General features: G+C 49.2%; 12 protein-coding genes. 6 read left to right on the top strand and 6 right to left on the bottom strand.

The features are described from left to right. Nucleotides 1–8: 8 nt before the first annotated feature. From sdhA to sdhC, 3 genes are read right to left on the bottom strand one after another with little or no spacing between them, the layout of a single operon-like run. Complete coding sequence (gene sdhA, locus XMM383_RS00675) at nt 9–1,784, bottom strand: succinate dehydrogenase flavoprotein subunit (protein WP_173481576.1); 1,776 nt, start codon at nt 1,782–1,784, stop codon at nt 9–11. Between the two features lie 3 nt (nt 1,785–1,787). Further along, nucleotides 1,788–2,135 (bottom strand): succinate dehydrogenase, hydrophobic membrane anchor protein, encoded by a 348-nt coding sequence (gene sdhD / locus XMM383_RS00670; protein ID WP_173481577.1) that lies wholly within the window; start codon nt 2,133–2,135, stop codon nt 1,788–1,790. Then, nucleotides 2,129–2,506: a succinate dehydrogenase, cytochrome b556 subunit gene (gene sdhC, locus XMM383_RS00665; RefSeq protein ID WP_173481578.1), complete on the bottom strand. Its 378-nt coding sequence runs from the start codon at nt 2,504–2,506 to the stop codon at nt 2,129–2,131. The genes sdhD and sdhC overlap by 7 nt, the downstream gene beginning before the upstream one ends. 455 nt (nt 2,507–2,961) lie before the next feature. On the opposite strand from sdhC, the gene gltA reads away from it, so the two are divergent. Continuing rightward, nucleotides 2,962–4,242, top strand: a complete 1,281-nt coding sequence (gene gltA / locus XMM383_RS00660; RefSeq protein WP_173494339.1) for a citrate synthase — start codon at nt 2,962–2,964, stop codon at nt 4,240–4,242. Nucleotides 4,243–4,311: 69 nt separating this feature from the next. Here gltA and XMM383_RS00655 read toward each other — a convergent pair whose 3' ends face one another. Then, the gene (locus XMM383_RS00655; protein ID WP_173494338.1) at nt 4,312–4,545 is read right to left on the bottom strand and encodes a hypothetical protein; all 234 of its coding nucleotides are present in this window, start codon (nt 4,543–4,545) and stop codon (nt 4,312–4,314) included. Between the two features lie 347 nt (nt 4,546–4,892). Further along, entirely contained in the window at nt 4,893–6,785 is a 1,893-nt protein-coding gene (locus XMM383_RS00650; RefSeq protein WP_173494337.1) for a propionyl-CoA synthetase, read from the bottom strand. Between the two features lie 285 nt (nt 6,786–7,070). Between XMM383_RS00650 and XMM383_RS00645 the strand changes: the two genes are divergently transcribed. From XMM383_RS00645 to XMM383_RS00635, 3 genes are read left to right on the top strand one after another with little or no spacing between them, the layout of a single operon-like run. Further along, nucleotides 7,071–7,772, top strand: coding sequence for an energy-coupling factor ABC transporter ATP-binding protein (locus XMM383_RS00645; RefSeq protein WP_173483191.1), 702 nt, complete (start codon nt 7,071–7,073; stop codon nt 7,770–7,772). Next, nucleotides 7,769–8,377 (top strand): energy-coupling factor transporter transmembrane protein EcfT, encoded by a 609-nt coding sequence (locus tag XMM383_RS00640; protein ID WP_173483192.1) that lies wholly within the window; start codon nt 7,769–7,771, stop codon nt 8,375–8,377. The genes XMM383_RS00645 and XMM383_RS00640 overlap by 4 nt, the downstream gene beginning before the upstream one ends. A gap of 39 nt (nt 8,378–8,416) precedes the next feature. Further along, nucleotides 8,417–8,977 (top strand): biotin transporter BioY, encoded by a 561-nt coding sequence (locus XMM383_RS00635; protein WP_371731723.1) that lies wholly within the window; start codon nt 8,417–8,419, stop codon nt 8,975–8,977. A gap of 62 nt (nt 8,978–9,039) precedes the next feature. Here the strand turns inward: XMM383_RS00635 and panD are convergent, their stop codons facing one another. Then, on the bottom strand, nt 9,040–9,474 hold the full coding sequence (gene panD, locus XMM383_RS00630) for an aspartate 1-decarboxylase (protein WP_173481584.1): 435 nt from the start codon (nt 9,472–9,474) through the stop codon (nt 9,040–9,042). A gap of 232 nt (nt 9,475–9,706) precedes the next feature. Here panD and metH point away from each other — a divergent pair, with 232 nt between their 5' ends. Continuing rightward, a complete protein-coding gene (gene metH / locus XMM383_RS00625; RefSeq protein ID WP_371731508.1) occupies nt 9,707–13,417 on the top strand; it encodes a methionine synthase in 3,711 nt (1,236 codons plus the stop codon). 555 nt (nt 13,418–13,972) lie between these two features. Further along, nucleotides 13,973–16,195 (top strand): NADP-dependent isocitrate dehydrogenase, encoded by a 2,223-nt coding sequence (locus XMM383_RS00620; RefSeq protein ID WP_173494335.1) that lies wholly within the window; start codon nt 13,973–13,975, stop codon nt 16,193–16,195. Nucleotides 16,196–16,383 lie beyond the last annotated feature (188 nt).

Here is a 16,383-nt window from a genome sequence, read left to right as displayed (position 1 = left end):
ACGACTCCTTAATATGTACGAACTTTAGGTGGGAACGCTTCCATGGTCTTCGGAGCGAAGTTCACGGCACGTTTGCCCAGCGTTTTCGTTTGTGGGTAGTAAACTGAGTGACACAACCAGTTTTCATCATCACGCTCAGTAAAGTCGTTACGAGCATGCGCACCACGAGACTCTTTACGCTCGTATGCAGCAATGGCAGTTGCCTCAGCCACTTCCATTAAGTTCTCAAGCTCAAGCGCTTCAAGACGTGCAGTGTTGAATGACCCAGTCTTATCTTCAAGATATACGTTCGCTACACGCTCACGGATTGCCTTAAGCTTAGTCAAACCTTCCTGCATCGCATCGCCGTCGCGGAATACACCGAAGTAGAGCTGCATGCACTGCTGAAGATCTTTACGAATATCCGCAACCTTCTCACCGCCAGTCGAGTTATTTAGACGGTTTAGACGAGCCATTGCTGCCTCGATCTCTTCTTCAGTAGCGTCTTTAACTTCGTAGCCTTCGCGCATCTGCTGTTCGATCTGAAGACCTGCAGCACGACCGAAGACAACCAAGTCTAGTAGTGAGTTACCACCTAGACGGTTAGCACCGTGTACCGATACACAAGCAACCTCACCACAAGCGAATAGACCTTCAACGATCTTATCTTCACCTGATTCAGGATCTGGGTTAATCACCTGACCACCGATGTTAGTGGTCACACCACCCATCATGTAGTGACAGGTTGGCACCACTGGAATTGGCTCTTTCACAGGATCAGCTGCTGCGAATGTCATTGAAAGCTCACAGATACCTGGTAGACGTGAGTGAAGAACCTCTTCACCTAGGTGATCAAGCTTCAAGTAGACGTGATCGCCGTCTGGACCACAGCCACGGCCTTCAAGGATCTCTAGGATCATTGAGCGCGCAACAACGTCACGACCGGCAAGGTCTTTCGCATTAGGAGCGTAACGCTCCATGAAGCGCTCGCCGTCTTTATTAACTAGGTAGCCACCTTCACCACGACAACCTTCAGTTACCAGCGTACCTGCACCCGCAATACCGGTTGGGTGGAACTGCCACATCTCCATGTCTTGCGCAGCAATGCCGGCACGAAGTGCCATACCCATGCCGTCACCAGTGTTGATCAAAGCGTTGGTAGTCGATGCGTAGATACGACCTGCACCGCCAGTAGCCAATACAGTCGCTTTCGCTTTAATGTAAACGGTTTCACCTGTTTCGATACAGATCGCAATACAACCGACAACCGCGCCGTCTGCATTTTTAACAAGATCGACTGCAAACCACTCGTTTAGGAAAGTTGTACCTGACTTCATGTTTGCTTGGTATAGCGTGTGAAGCAGTGCGTGACCTGTACGGTCTGCCGCAGCACAAGTACGAGCAGCCTGACCACCTTCACCGAAGTTCTTAGATTGACCACCAAATGGACGCTGGTAGATACGACCTGTCTCTGTGCGAGAGAAAGGAAGACCCATGTGGTCAAGTTCGAATACCGCACGTGGACCTACAGAACACATGTATTCGATCGCGTCTTGGTCACCGATGTAGTCAGAACCTTTAACGGTATCGTACATGTGCCAGCGCCAATCGTCGTTTGGATCCGCACTCGCGATTGCACAAGTAATACCACCCTGTGCAGATACTGTGTGTGAACGTGTTGGGAATACTTTTGTAACACACGCAGTGTTTAAACCTGACTGTGCAAGTTGAAGGGCTGCGCGCATACCTGCACCGCCACCGCCGACAACAATTGCATCAAATGTAAGCGTACGTAGCTTAGACATCTATTAAACCCCCCAAAGAATCTGAATACCCCACACCACGTAAACAAACGCGAGCAGGCCACAGGCAGATTGGAATACGAAACGAATGCCAGTTGGTTTAATGTAGTCGGTAGAAATTGACCACATACCGATCCAAGCATGCGCAACCAATGAAAGCAGTGTTAACAGTGTGAAGATACGCATTGCAGTACCTTCAAACAGTGCTGACCACTGGTTGTAATCTAGTTCAGGGTTAAGCAGCATGTAGCCGATCATGAAGATCGTGTAAGCTGCAAGGACAACCGCAGTTACGCGCTGCATCATCCAATCGTAAAGGCCGCTACGGCCAAAGCTTGTTACCGAAGTTACCATACCCAAACTCCTGCTAGCACAATGGAGATAGCTGAAATCGCAAGCGTTGCTTTCGCAGCCGCATTGCCAGATTCAATCTCTTCACAGTAACCCGCATCCATAACAAGGTGCTTGATACCTGCGAAGAAGTGGTACAGAAGTGCAGACAACAGACCCCAAGCGATGAACTTGGCAATGAATGATTCTGTTAGAAGTGCAGCTGCTGCATCAAAACCCTCTTGAGACTCAAGAGAAAGGCTCAGTGCGTACATCATGAAAATGGTACCGACAAATAGAATCAGACCAGTGACACGGTGCAGAATTGAAGTCACAGCCGGTAGAGGCTGCTTAATGGTTCTCAAATCGAGATTTACAGGTCGTTTTTTGTTCACGGCTCTAGTTCACACTTATGTGCCCTCTCCGGGGCCTCGTTTACTAGTAAGTACCTGATTCGGTAGTGACAGAGTCAACTACTCAGGACGACGATTAAAACTGCACGTTTATGACAAATATTCATATGAATATTCACATATTGCAGCGCGCAATTTTCGGAGGCTGATTATAACAATTGATAGGCTTTTGACAATCAATCTAAGGCCCTATTAGCCAATGGTTTAATAGGGCCATGTACAGTTCCGACGCGATTCATACGCCAGAGCGCATAAATTCGACTTATAGCTTTTTGTCCTTACTTTATAGCTTTTGCACTGCAACAATTGACGATTGACAATCACTTTGGGCTCACTATAGTGATCAGGCCTTAAAGAGTTCTGAGCCAACCTCAGAAGACCTCTAAGATGCTTAAATACCCATATTAAGCAGTAACGGAAATAGATAGGAGCCAACCATGGCTGATAAGAAAGCTCGTCTCGTAGTAGACGGTGTAGATAAAGAGATCGAACTGCCGGTTTATCACGGCACAGAAGGTCCAGATGTTGTTGACGTTCGCCCACTAACAGGTGAAGGCCTGTTTACTTACGACCCAGGTTTTGTATCAACAGCCTCTTGTGAATCAAAAATCACATACATTGACGGCGCTAATGGTGTTCTTCTTCACCGCGGTTACCCAATCGAAGAACTGGCCGAGCACTCAGACTACTTAGAAGTGTGTTACCTCCTTCTAAATGGTGAACTCCCTACTCCAGAGCAGAAAGCTAAATTTGACTACACTGTGAACCAACACACTATGGTTCATGAGCAGCTTCGCTCTTTCTACAACGGTTTCCGCCGTGACGCTCACCCTATGGCGATCATGTGTGGTGTCGTAGGTGCGCTATCCGCTTTCTACCACGACTCACTGGACATTAATGATCCTCACCACCGCGAAGTCTGTGCATACCGTCTCATCGCTAAAATGCCTACGCTAGCGGCGATGTGTTACAAATTCTCAATCGGTCAGCCATTCATCTACCCACGTAATGATCTTGGCTACGCTGATAACTTCCTACGCATGATGTTTGCGACACCTTGTGAAGATTACAAAATCAATCCAGTGCTTTCACGCGCGATGGATAAGATCTTCACACTTCACGCAGACCACGAACAGAACGCGTCTACCTCAACTGTTCGCCTTGCTGGTTCATCAGGTGCTAACCCATTTGCCTGTATTGCAGCGGGTATCGCAGCACTTTGGGGTCCGGCTCACGGTGGAGCAAATGAAGCTGTATTGAAGATGCTTGCTGAGATCGGTTCTGTTGAGAACATCCCTGCGTTCATCGAGAAAGCAAAAGATCCAAACGATCCATTCCGTCTAATGGGCTTCGGTCACCGCGTATACCGCAACTTTGACCCACGCTCACGCGTTATGAAACAGACCTGTGATGAAGTATTGGCTGAACTGGGCATCACGGATGATCCAATGCTAGACATCGCTAAAGAGCTTGAGCGCATCGCGCTAGAAGATGAATACTTCGTTAGCCGTAAACTCTACCCTAACGTTGACTTCTACTCAGGCATCATCCTGAAAGCGATCGGTATCCCTACCTCTATGTTTACCGTTATTTTCGCTCTGTCACGCACGATTGGATGGATCTCACACTGGAACGAGTTCCACTCAAGCCCGAACAAGATCGGTCGTCCACGCCAGCTTTACACTGGTGAACCTAAGCGCAAGCACCCACGTGCTTAATCGCTACTAGCGACCCATAAAAAAACCCCGCCGTAGCGGGGTTTTTTATTGTCTAGCACCAGACATCAATTAGTGCTGTGTACGCATCAACGGTGAGCTAAACACCTGCTGAATAGCGCGATGATTAACAACCTGTGCAGCCACTTGGGACGCTTTTTTCTGAGCCTGAACAATAAGCGCTGCCAATTCAGAGCGACGAATCTGTTTTGCATTCCACTCAACCAGAGCGATCTTTTCTGACTCGCTTAGGTCGTTGCTGTCTAGAAGTTCTAGAAGTGTTTTTTGATCAAGGATCTGTGACATGAGGTCATCCTCCACTGTTTAATTAAGTTGGCGCTAATATATTCGACCAAGGTATTAGTCAGCAAGAGAGGCTTTTTCACAGAATAGGTGAGTTAAATTCAACTGACGTGGTTTTATTTTCCGCAGTACCAGTGACTGACTTCAGTCTGTCATCTACTGTTCCAGACAATTCTTGAGTCTACATTGAAACCAAACAGCGGATGACAGGCTAAAGCCAGTCACCGGTGTGCAGACTTAGCTACGGAGTCGCAGTGACTGGCTTTCAGCCTGTCATCCGCTCTTTCAGAAAAAAATATAAACAAAAAAGCGAGCCTAAGGCTCGCTTTTCATTCACAAGGTAAATTCAATTACCCAGCAATCATTCCATTATCACGCATGATGCCTTCGATCTCTGGCAAGCTTGCTGGATCATCGATGGTTGAAGGTACTGTGTACTCTTGACCATCAGCGATCTGACGCAGTAGCTTACGTAGGATTTTGCCTGAACGAGTTTTAGGCAGACGTTTAACCACTGCCGTGCGCTTGTAACAGGCGATTGGGCCAATCTCTTTACGAATATTAGCAACCAATTCCGCTGAAAGTTGCTCATCTGAGATATCAGCTCCGTCTTTCAGAATGACAAGACCAACAGGCTCCTGACCTTTTAGCTGCTCAGAGATACCGATCACGGCACACTCCGCAACAGCAGGGTGCGCGGCTACGATCTCTTCCATCTCACCCGTCGATAGACGGTGACCGGCAACGTTAATCACATCATCGGTACGACCCATGATGAAGACATAGCCATCTTCATCTTTATAACCACCGTCACCTGAGGTATAGAAACCTTCAACATCTGACAGGTAACCCGACTTGAAGCGATCGAAGTCACCCCAAACCGTTGGCAGACAACTTGGTGGTAGTGGCAGCTTGATAGCTATAGAACCCTGCTGACCTGCTGGCAATTCATTACCCGCTTCGTCAACAATCTGCACATTAAAGCCTGGGCTTGGCAGCGTTGCTGAACCGGCTTTTGGTGGCATCGGCTCGACACCCATCAAGTTGCCACAGATCGCCCAACCGGTCTCCGTCTGCCACCAGTGATCAATAACGGGTTTACCGGTTTTCTCAACGGTCCAATCATAGGTTGGTGGATCGAGACGCTCACCCGCCATGAAGATAGTTTGCAGTTCAGACAGGTCGTATTTACCCACTTCCTGAGCTTCGGGGTCTTCCTTCTTAATCGCACGAAAAGCGGTCGGTGCAGCAAATAGAATCTTAGCTTTGTACTCTTCACAGACACGCCAGAAAGCGCCAGCGTCCGGTGTACGAACCGGCTTACCTTCATAAACAATCGTACTACAGCCAGCCAGAAGTGGTCCGTAAACAATATAAGAGTGACCAACAACCCAACCTACATCCGAAGCGGCCCAGTAAACATCACCCGCTTTCACGTTGTAGATCGCTTTCATTGAGTAGTTCAGTGCGGTCGCATGACCACCATTATCACGAACGACACCCTTAGGTTTGCCCGTAGTACCTGAGGTGTAAAGAATGTATAGAGGATCTGTACCTTTAACCGCCACTGGCTCTGCTGGCGTCGCGTTAGCCATCTCTTCAGCCCAGTCACAATCACGTGGAGCCGTTAGCTCGGCCGTCACCTCTTCACGCTGGAAGACAATAACAGACTCCGGCTTATGCTCAGACAGGTTAATCCCTTCATCTACCATCGGCTTGTAAGGAAGTACCTTGGCAACTTCGACACCGCAAGAAGCCGTCACAATCGCCTTAGGTTGTGCATCATCGATACGTACAGCAAGCTCGTTAGGCGCAAAGCCACCAAATACAACTGAGTGGATGGCACCTAAGCGTGCAACCGCCAGCATGGCAACCACGGCTTCAGGAATCATTGGCATGTAGATAACGACACGATCGCCCTTCTCGACCCCTTTAGATTTCAAAACACCCGCAAAGCGTGACACCTGATCTTTCAGTTCAGAGTAGGTCACAGTGCGTTTAGTGTTAGTTACTGGTGAATCATAGAGTAGAGCCGCTTGATCACCGCGACCCTGTTCGACATGGTAGTCAACAGCCATGTAAGAGGTGTTCATCTCACCATCAGCAAACCAACGATCGATGCCATTCTCATCTTTCGAAAGAATCGTTTTTGGTGCTTTAAACCATGGCAGATCCGCCGCTTTCTCAGCCCAAAACGCTTCTGGTTGCTCAATCGACTTAGTGTATTCGCTTAGGTAAGACATACTCATTCCTCATTAACTGACGAGATGTGATTATTTTTAGACGCTCGATATGAGCACTTTTCTAAAATAAGATTGTCGACACTTTACCGGAAAAGATTGGGGATTTATTTAAGACTTATGGCGATATTGTCGACAATCCTATCCATCCTTATAACCAGATAAATGGATTTAAGGCACTTTTATCGCCAGCATGTAGTTCTACTACAGCCCTATTTGGGTTGGATTTGTTCGAAAGCATAGGCTACTCTGCGTCCACATTTTGAAAAGTTACATACCCTTTTATTAATGCACACCCCATCCATAGAGTTAAGTCACGTCACTCTGACTAGAGAGGGACGCACCATCTTCGATGATCTGACGCTGTCACTTAATGAGTCACGCATTGGTATTATCGGGTTTAATGGCAGTGGCAAAAGCAGCCTGATTCGCCTGCTTAACGGTTTACTTACCGCCGACAGCGGCACCATCAGCATCAACGGCAAAGACCCATCGAAAGGGCCTGCCGCCATGTCGACTGAAGTCGGTTTTGTATTTCAAAATCCAGATCACCAACTGATCTTCCCTACCGTGCTTGAGGAGTTGATCTTTGGTCTGCAAAACCAGGGCAAAGATAAGTCAGAGTCAGAAGCCGAAGCACTCGCACTATTAAAAGAGCACGATCGACTGGATTGGAAAGATCTTCCGGTCCACAGCCTCTCTGAAGGACAAAAGCAGTTGATCTGTATTTTCTCGGTACTCCTATTGAAGCCTAAAGTTATTGTCTTCGATGAACCCTTCTCTGCACTTGATCTACCCACTCGATATCAGCTTCAGAAAGTGATCAGCACTCTGTCCCAGCAGGTCATTATGATCAGTCACGAGCTAGACGGTTTTGACGGGTTTGATCGACTGGTATGGCTAGGTGATCAAGGGGTCGTAAAAGACGGTCCCACTGAAGAGGTGATCACTGACTATAAACAGCATGCTGTTAAGACCGCTGAGTCATGATGAGTCTCTACCTTGCACAAATATCCTGGCTGCACCGTCTGCCGGCCGGGCTAAAGCTCCTCTGTTTAGCCATCGCCACGGTACTGCTCTATCCTGTAAAAGAGGTAGGAATCATCTCATTAGCCGTTGCTGTAACGCTGGGGATTTACGTCAGCTTGGGCAGATCTGGCTTGGCGCAACTGAAACTATTGAAACCGCTGTTCTGGATGATGCTGGCAATCTTTGCCTTGCAGTATTGGACCATGGGGCTTGCCGAGGCTTGGATACTACTGGGTCGCATGTTGGTGCTTATCCTGCTGGCTAATGCCATCAGCATGACTACACGCATGGATGAGATGAACGCGGTTTTTCAATTTTTGCTAACGCCACTTCGATGGCTGGGTGTTCAGACCCAACGAATCGCGTTTGCACTCTCTTTACTGATACGGTTTGTTCCTGTGTTGGTCTCGTTTATGCATGCCCTGTTAGCGGCATGGCGAGCACGTGGTGGACAACGTCGCTATTGGCAAATTATAGCCCCATTAGTGGTACAGGCACTTAGAATGTCTGACCAGGTGGCTGAAGCGGTCGCCGCTCGTGGCGGCATACCAAAAATTAAAAACTAGAGAGCCATTTCGGCTTCAAGCAACTCAAAAGGAGTCACTGTGAGTGAAATAACGAAAGACAAACAGGTTGTTCAAATTGCAATCTTCGCGGCGCTGCTAGCAGCACTGGGCTTTATCCCGCCAATCCCATTTGCGACGGGTGTTCCTATCTCAGCTCAATCGCTGGGCGTTATGCTAGCGGGCACGATTTTGGGCGCACGTAATGGTGCTCTATCGATGATTCTGTTCCTAGTCGTCGTGGCTCTAGGTGCTAACCTTTTGGCTGGTGGTCGTGGCGGTCTTGGCGTCTTTGCAGGCCCTACTGCTGGCTTCCTATTTGCTTTCCCATTTGCTGCGTTCACAGCAGGCCTTCTGACACGCTCACTGTCAGGTAAATTCTCCCTCACCATTGCAGCAGGCATTGGTGCTCTGGTTGGCGGCATTGTCGTGATGTACCTCTTTGGTATTGCTGGATTCAAACTGGTCACTGGACGTACATGGCTTGAGTCACTGATGATCATGTGGGTCTACATTCCAGGTGACGCAGTGAAGGTCGTTCTTGCAGCGGTCGTAACAGGTGCAGTCGCTCGAGCGCTTCCGGGCACTTACGCCAACAAGTAACACCAACATTGAACACAAAAAAACCCGCTACTTGGCGGGTTTTTTTTACTTCTAGAAACGACTTACATTGAAGCAGGCTGAACAGGAATCGCTTTTTTCACACCGGTCAACTTGTTACGAGCGCGGATCTCTTCATCGGAGACTCCGTCTACCTCATCAAACTTAGCGCCTTCGAAATAGCAGAGCGTTGGTTGGAAGCCATCCAGTTCTGAACTATCTAGCTGGACGTAAGCGGCAATAATAAGCAGGTCGCCCTTGTTCGCTTTATGAGCCGCAGCACCGTTCACAGAGATTACACCGCTGCCACGCTCAGCACTGATAACGTAGGTCGAAAAACGTTCGCCGTTATTGATGTTATAGATCTCAATTTTCTCATACTCATGAATACCTGAAGCATCTAGAAGGTCCTGATCAATGGCGCAAGAGCCTTCGTAGTGCAGTTCAGCATGAGTGGCTGTCACGCGGTGCAGCTTCGCTTTTAAGAAAGTTTGTAGCATATCTATAACCCATGAATTGGTTGGGGATTCTATCCCTGAGTCGAACGAGGTCGCGATTTTACTCTTATCATCTAAATTTTGCACCTGCGTAATCGTTCTAACAATATTCAACGTCAATTCAGGTTAAACATGAGCTGATTTCAGTCAAAGATGAAATGCAATCAAAACCATTCCAATCAACTTGTTATAGAATATGCGCCTCAAAATTCGTTTAGATAAAAGGCGTGACAGCGTGCGTGACTATTCTGCAACAGATCAACTACTAAAACAGCTACTCAAAGAGCGCATCCTTATTCTGGATGGTGGCATGGGTACGATGATCCAGGGGTACAAGCTAGAAGAAGCCGACTACCGTGGTGAGCGCTTTGCAGATTGGCACTGTGACGTCAAAGGTAACAATGATCTATTGGTGTTAACGCAACCCAAGATCATCGAAGATATTCACTACGAGTACCTCAAAGCGGGCGCCGACATTATTGAAACCAACTCATTCAACGCGACCACCATCGCAATGGCCGACTATGAGATGGAATCGATCAACCACGAGATCAATGTCGAAGCGGCTAAAGTGGCACGTCGTGCTGCGGATCGCATGACGGCCGAGACACCGGACCGCCCTCGTTTTGTTGCAGGCGTGCTAGGCCCGACCAACCGCACCGCTACCATTTCACCCGATGTAAACGATCCCGGTTTTCGTAACATCACCTTTGATCAACTGGTTGAAGCGTACACCGAGTCGCTTGATGGTTTGATCACCGGTGGTGCAGACCTGATTCTGATCGAGACCATCTTCGATACCCTGAACGCTAAAGCGGCCGTTTTTGCCTGTGAACAGTACTTTGACGATCACAATTTAAGGCTCCCATTGATGATCAGTGGCACCATCACTGACGCTTCAGGCCGCACGCTCTCTGGCCAAACAACCGAGGCGTTCTGGAACTCTCTGCGTCACGCTAAACCACTCACCATCGGTTTGAACTGTGCCCTAGGCCCTAAAGAGTTACGCCAGTACGTAGAGGAGCTCTCGCGTATAGCGGATACTTTTGTCTCTGTTCACCCTAACGCGGGTCTACCTAACGCCTTTGGTGAATATGATGAATCGCCTGAAGAGATGCTGAGCGAAATTGCTGAATGGGTCGACTCTGGCTTCGTCAATGTCGTGGGTGGCTGTTGTGGCACAACCCCGGATCATATCCGTGTCATTCGCGAAGGGATCATCTCTAAAGCGCCACGTCAGATTCCAGATCTACCGATTGAGTGTCGCCTAGCCGGCCTAGAGCCTCTTAACATTGGGCCAGAGACTCTATTCGTTAACGTCGGTGAACGGACCAACGTTACCGGCTCTGCTCGTTTCCGCCGACTCATCAAAGAGGGTGACTACGAGACAGCACTCGAGGTCGCTCGTCAGCAGGTAGATAACGGTGCACAGATCATCGACATCAATATGGATGAGGGGATGCTGGATGCCGAAGCGGCCATGATCCGCTTCCTCAATCTGATTGCATCTGAGCCAGACATTTCTCGCGTGCCGATCATGCTCGACTCCTCAAAATGGGAGATCATCGAAGAGGGTCTAAAACGCATACAAGGTAAAGGCGTTGTTAACTCCATCTCACTCAAAGAGGGTGAAGAGAAGTTCATAGCTCAAGCCAAGCTGATTCGTCGCTACGGTGCTGCGGTGGTCGTGATGGCCTTTGATGAAGTGGGTCAAGCCGACACCTATGAGCGCAAGATTGAGATCTGTGAGCGCTCTTATCGCGTGCTGGTCGATACCGTAGGCTTCCCACCTGAAGATATCATTTTTGATCCGAACATCTTTGCCATTGCTACCGGCATCGAAGAGCACGACAACTACGCAGTCGACTTTATTGAGGCGACTGGTTGGATCAAAAAGAACCTACCGCACGCTATGATCTCGGGCGGTGTCTCCAACGTCTCGTTCTCGTTCCGTGGTAACGACAAGGTCCGCGAAGCGATCCACTGTGTATTCCTCTACCACGCCATCAAACAGGGCATGGACATGGGTATCGTCAATGCGGGTCAGTTGGCGATCTATGACGACCTACCTGAAGCGCTGCGTGAGCATGTTGAAGATATCGTACTTAACCGTCGCGAAGACGGTACCGAGCGAATGCTCGAGCACGCTGAACAGTATCGAGGTGATGCGGCCACTCAAGCGAACGGGGCTGATTTGGCATGGCGTGAACTGCCTGTCCAAGAGCGCCTATCGCACGCCCTAGTCAAAGGCATTGCCGATTACATCGATGAAGATACCGAAGAGTGTCGTCACCTGTACGATCGTCCACTGCACGTCATCGAAGGTCCATTAATGGATGGTATGGGCGTTGTAGGTGATCTGTTTGGCGCCGGTAAGATGTTCCTGCCTCAGGTGGTGAAATCGGCCCGCGTTATGAAGAAAGCGGTTGCCTATCTGATGCCTTACATTGAGGCGGAGAAAGATGGCAGCGAGTCGAGTTCAGCCGGCAAAGTGATCATGGCGACCGTAAAAGGTGACGTGCACGACATCGGTAAGAATATCGTTGGGGTGGTACTGCAGTGTAACAACTTTGAGATCATCGACCTCGGTGTCATGGTCCCTGCAGAGACCATTCTGAAAACAGCCCGCGAAGAGAACGCCGATATTATAGGTCTGTCTGGACTGATCACACCGTCACTGGATGAGATGGTGCATGTTGCTAAAGAGATGCAGCGCCAAGGCTTTGACATACCGCTGTTGATCGGTGGCGCAACCACGTCAAAAGCACACACTGCAGTTAAGATTGAACCTAGCTACCAGAACAACCAAGTGGTGCACGTAACCAACGCATCACGTTCGGTCGGTGTTGCCTCTGCCCTACTCTCGAAAGAGCGTAAAGAGCAGTTCATTGCCGACACTCGTGAAGAGTACCAGGCGGTTCGTGAGCGTCACCTGGCCCGTCAAAATGAGCAGCGTCGCGTCAACATCGATGCGGCTCGTGCGAATGCAGAACCGGTAAACTGGGAAGGCTACCTACCGCCAGTACCCAACAAACCTGGCATCCACACCCTCAATAATATTCCACTGGAATCACTGCTTGAGTTCATTGACTGGACACCCTTCTTCCAATCTTGGGAGCTGGCCGGCAAATACCCTCGTATCCTGACCGATGAGATTGTTGGCGAACAGGCAACTAAACTGTTTGAAGATGCCAAATCGATGCTAAATAAGATTATTTCGGAAAAACTGTTAGAGGCACGCGCTGTCGTTGGGCTATTCCCAGCTAACCGCGTCGGTGATGACATCGAACTCTACACAGATGACAGTCGCACAGAGCTATTAACGACGGTTCACCACTTACGTCAGCAGACGCAAAAGATTGAAGGTCGATACAACCACTGTCTGTCGGACTACATTACGAGTAAAGAGAGTGGTACACCGGACTATCTAGGCGCCTTTGCCGTCACGGCGGGCATTGGTGTTGACGAGATGGTGGCCGAGTTCGAAAAAGACCATGACGACTACCAGTCGATTATGGTTAAAGCCCTCGCTGACCGTCTTGCTGAAGCGCTTGCTGAGAAACTGCACGCAGATGTCCGCAGGGATTATTGGGGCTATGCTTCTGAAGAGTCTCTCGATAACGAAGCGTTGATTCGCGAAGAGTATGTTGGCATTCGCCCAGCACCTGGCTACCCAGCCTGCCCTGACCACACCGAAAAAGGGTTACTGTGGGAGCTTCTGGATGTCGAGCAGCAGGTCGGCATGACGCTGACTGATAGCTTTGCCATGCTACCCACCGCCGCTGTCAGCGGATGGTACTTCAGCCACCCTGAGGCGAAGTACTTTGGTGTTGCCAAGATCAGCGAAGACCAGGTAGAGGACTACGCTCATCGTAAAGGGATGGAGTTGTCAGAAGCTGAGCGCTGGTTGGCACCGAATCTAGGGTATGAGCCGGAGTCGTTGTAAAAGCACGTGATTTGAATGCGGTGACAGGCTGAAGGCCTGTCACCCGTACCTTGATCGGCACCATTATGATTATTCGCGGTTTTTCGCTTCGCTCAAATTCGCTCCTACAACACTGCCTTGTAGATAATCTGCTACAAAACCCGATTGTAGGATCGAATCCCCCGAAGGGGAAACCGCGAACCTAAGGCCTCTCAACGTTGTGATGAACTTACACCAAAGTGCCCGTGACTGGCTTTAGCCTGTCATCGGCATCACCAGCGTTTTCCAGAACCTCTGCGAACACCAGACAGCGGATGACAGGCTAAAGCCAGTCACCCGGTCTTAGCAAAACCTCTGGATAAACCACGCCAAACCACCTTATAACTTTCCCGACTTAACTTGATCCAAATCGACCTAGCACTCCTACACCTTAAGTCTTAGTCCCGCTCTGTAAAATAACTACACACCCCAGTATAATGCGCGCTGCGAAACTATCACCGCAGATTCCGAAGGAAATAAATTGAGGTCACAAACTTCAATTTGATGGAATCCTACCGTTAACATTTGGGGACTAGAATGGCTAAAAAACCAAGTACCATCGTCTACACACTCACTGACGAAGCACCAGCACTTGCGACAGCATCACTACTACCGATCGTACGTAAGTTTGCTAAAACCGCAGACATTAATGTTGAACTCTGCGACATCTCACTAGCAGGACGTATCCTCTCCTCTTTCCCCGAGTACCTTAACGATCAACAGAAGGTTGAAGACGGTCTAGCACAACTAGGTAACATGACCTCTGATCCAAACCTTAACCTGATCAAACTACCAAACATCTCAGCCTCTGTACCTCAGTTGAAAGCTGCAATTGCTGAACTTCAGGGCCAGGGCTACCACGTACCTGAATTCCCAGATGAGCCACGTAACGACAAAGAGATCGAGATCCGTGATCGTTACTCTAAGATTCTAGGTTCCGCTGTTAACCCTGTACTACGTCAGGGTAACTCAGACCGTCGTGCTCCAGCGGCTGTTAAAGCCTTTGCACGCAAGCACCCACACAGCATGGGTCAATGGAGCAAAGCGTCACGTACGCACGCTGACTACATGAACGGCGGCGACTTCTTCTCAAGCGAACAGTCTGTAACGATGGAGAAGGACACTAAGGTCCGTATCGAATTCATCTGTGGCGATGGCAACATCACTGTTAAGAAAGAGCTAGACCTTCAGAAAGGCGAAGTACTTGACGGCATGTTCATGAGCGCTAAAGCGCTACGCAACTTCTTCGAAGAGACACTTCAAGACTGTAAAGAGTCTGGTGTTATGTGGTCACTGCACGTGAAAGCGACCATGATGAAAGTCTCTCACCCAATCGTTTTCGGTCACGCAGTGACTGTCTTCTACAAAGAGGTATGGGACAAGTGGGGCGAGCTGTTTGAAGAGCTAGGTGTTAACCCTAACAACGGTATGGGTAACATTCTTGATAAGCTTGAAACACTGCCTAACTCTAAGCGTGAAGAGATCCTAGAAGATATCCACGCAGCTGCACTGCACCGCCCAGAAATGGCGATGGTTGATTCCGTTAAAGGCATCACTAACCTTCACGTACCTTCAGACGTTATCGTCGACGCCTCTATGCCTGCGATGATCCGTAACTCAGGTAAGATGTGGGGCCCTGACGGCAAGACTAAAGACACTAAAGCGGTCATGCCTGAATCGACTTACGCTCGTATCTACCAGGAGATGATCAACTTCTGTAAAACGCACGGTGCGTTCGATCCAACGACTATGGGTACCGTTCCAAACGTCGGTCTAATGGCGATGAAAGCGGAAGAGTACGGTTCGCACGATAAGACCTTCGAAATGGAAGAGGATGGCATCATGCGCGTCGTTGCTGAAGACGGCACTGTATTGATGGGCCACAAAGTTGAGAAAGGTGATATCTGGCGTGCGTGTCAGACCAAAGATGCTGCGATCCGTGACTGGGTTAAATTGGCTGTGACTCGTTCACGTCAATCAGACACTCCTGCGATCTTCTGGCTAGACGCTGAACGTGCCCACGACCGTGAACTTCGTAAGAAGGTAGAACTCTACCTACAAGAACACGACACTGAAGGTCTAGATCTTCGCATCATGTCTTACGTACGCGCGATGCGCTCTACTTGTGAGCGTCTAATCCGTGGCATGGATACCATCTCTGTTACCGGTAACGTACTTCGTGACTACCTAACCGACCTATTCCCAATCATGGAGCTAGGCACTTCTGCTAAGATGCTATCCGTTGTTCCAATGCTTGCGGGCGGCGGTATGTACGAAACAGGCGCTGGTGGTTCTGCACCTAAGCACGTACAGCAGGTTGTCGAAGAGAACCACCTACGTTGGGACTCTTTAGGTGAATTCCTTGCAATCGGTGTCTCACTAGAAGAGCTAGGCATCAAAGAGAACAAACCACGTGCTAAAGTTCTTGCAGCAGCACTCGATCGTGCAACTGAAACACTACTTGAGCGTGGTAAGTCACCCTCTCGTCGTACTGGTGAACTGGACAACCGCGGAAGCCACTTCTACCTAGGCCTTTACTGGGCACAGGAACTTGCACAGCAGGAAGAAGATAAAGAGCTAGCAGCAACCTTCGCTAAAGTTGCTGAAGATCTAAGCGCTAACGAAGCGAAAATCCTAGAAGAGCTAGCAGCCGTTCAAGGCAACCCAGTGGATCTTCAGGGTTACTACCATGCACCGCTAGACGTTGTAACTAAGGTTATGCGCCCAAGTGAGACTCTAAACAGCATCATCGATGCCTAAGGGTTAGCGTGAATAAAAAAACCGCGGCTTGCCGCGGTTTTTTTGTTGGAGCGATCTTGAAAAGGTCGCGAAAAAAGATCGCCTCATCTTCGATAAGGCTCCAACGTACTGGTGACAGGCTTTAGCCTGTCATCCGCTTTTAAATTACGTGCAGAGCTTGGCAGTAAACTAAAAGAGCGGGTGACAGG

This window comes from Marinobacterium sp. xm-m-383 (assembly GCF_013283255.1).
Lineage (GTDB): Bacteria > Pseudomonadota > Gammaproteobacteria > Pseudomonadales > Balneatricaceae > Marinobacterium_E.
The sequence above is the reverse complement of the archived record's forward strand: the minus strand, read 5'-3'. Positions and strand labels throughout refer to the sequence as shown.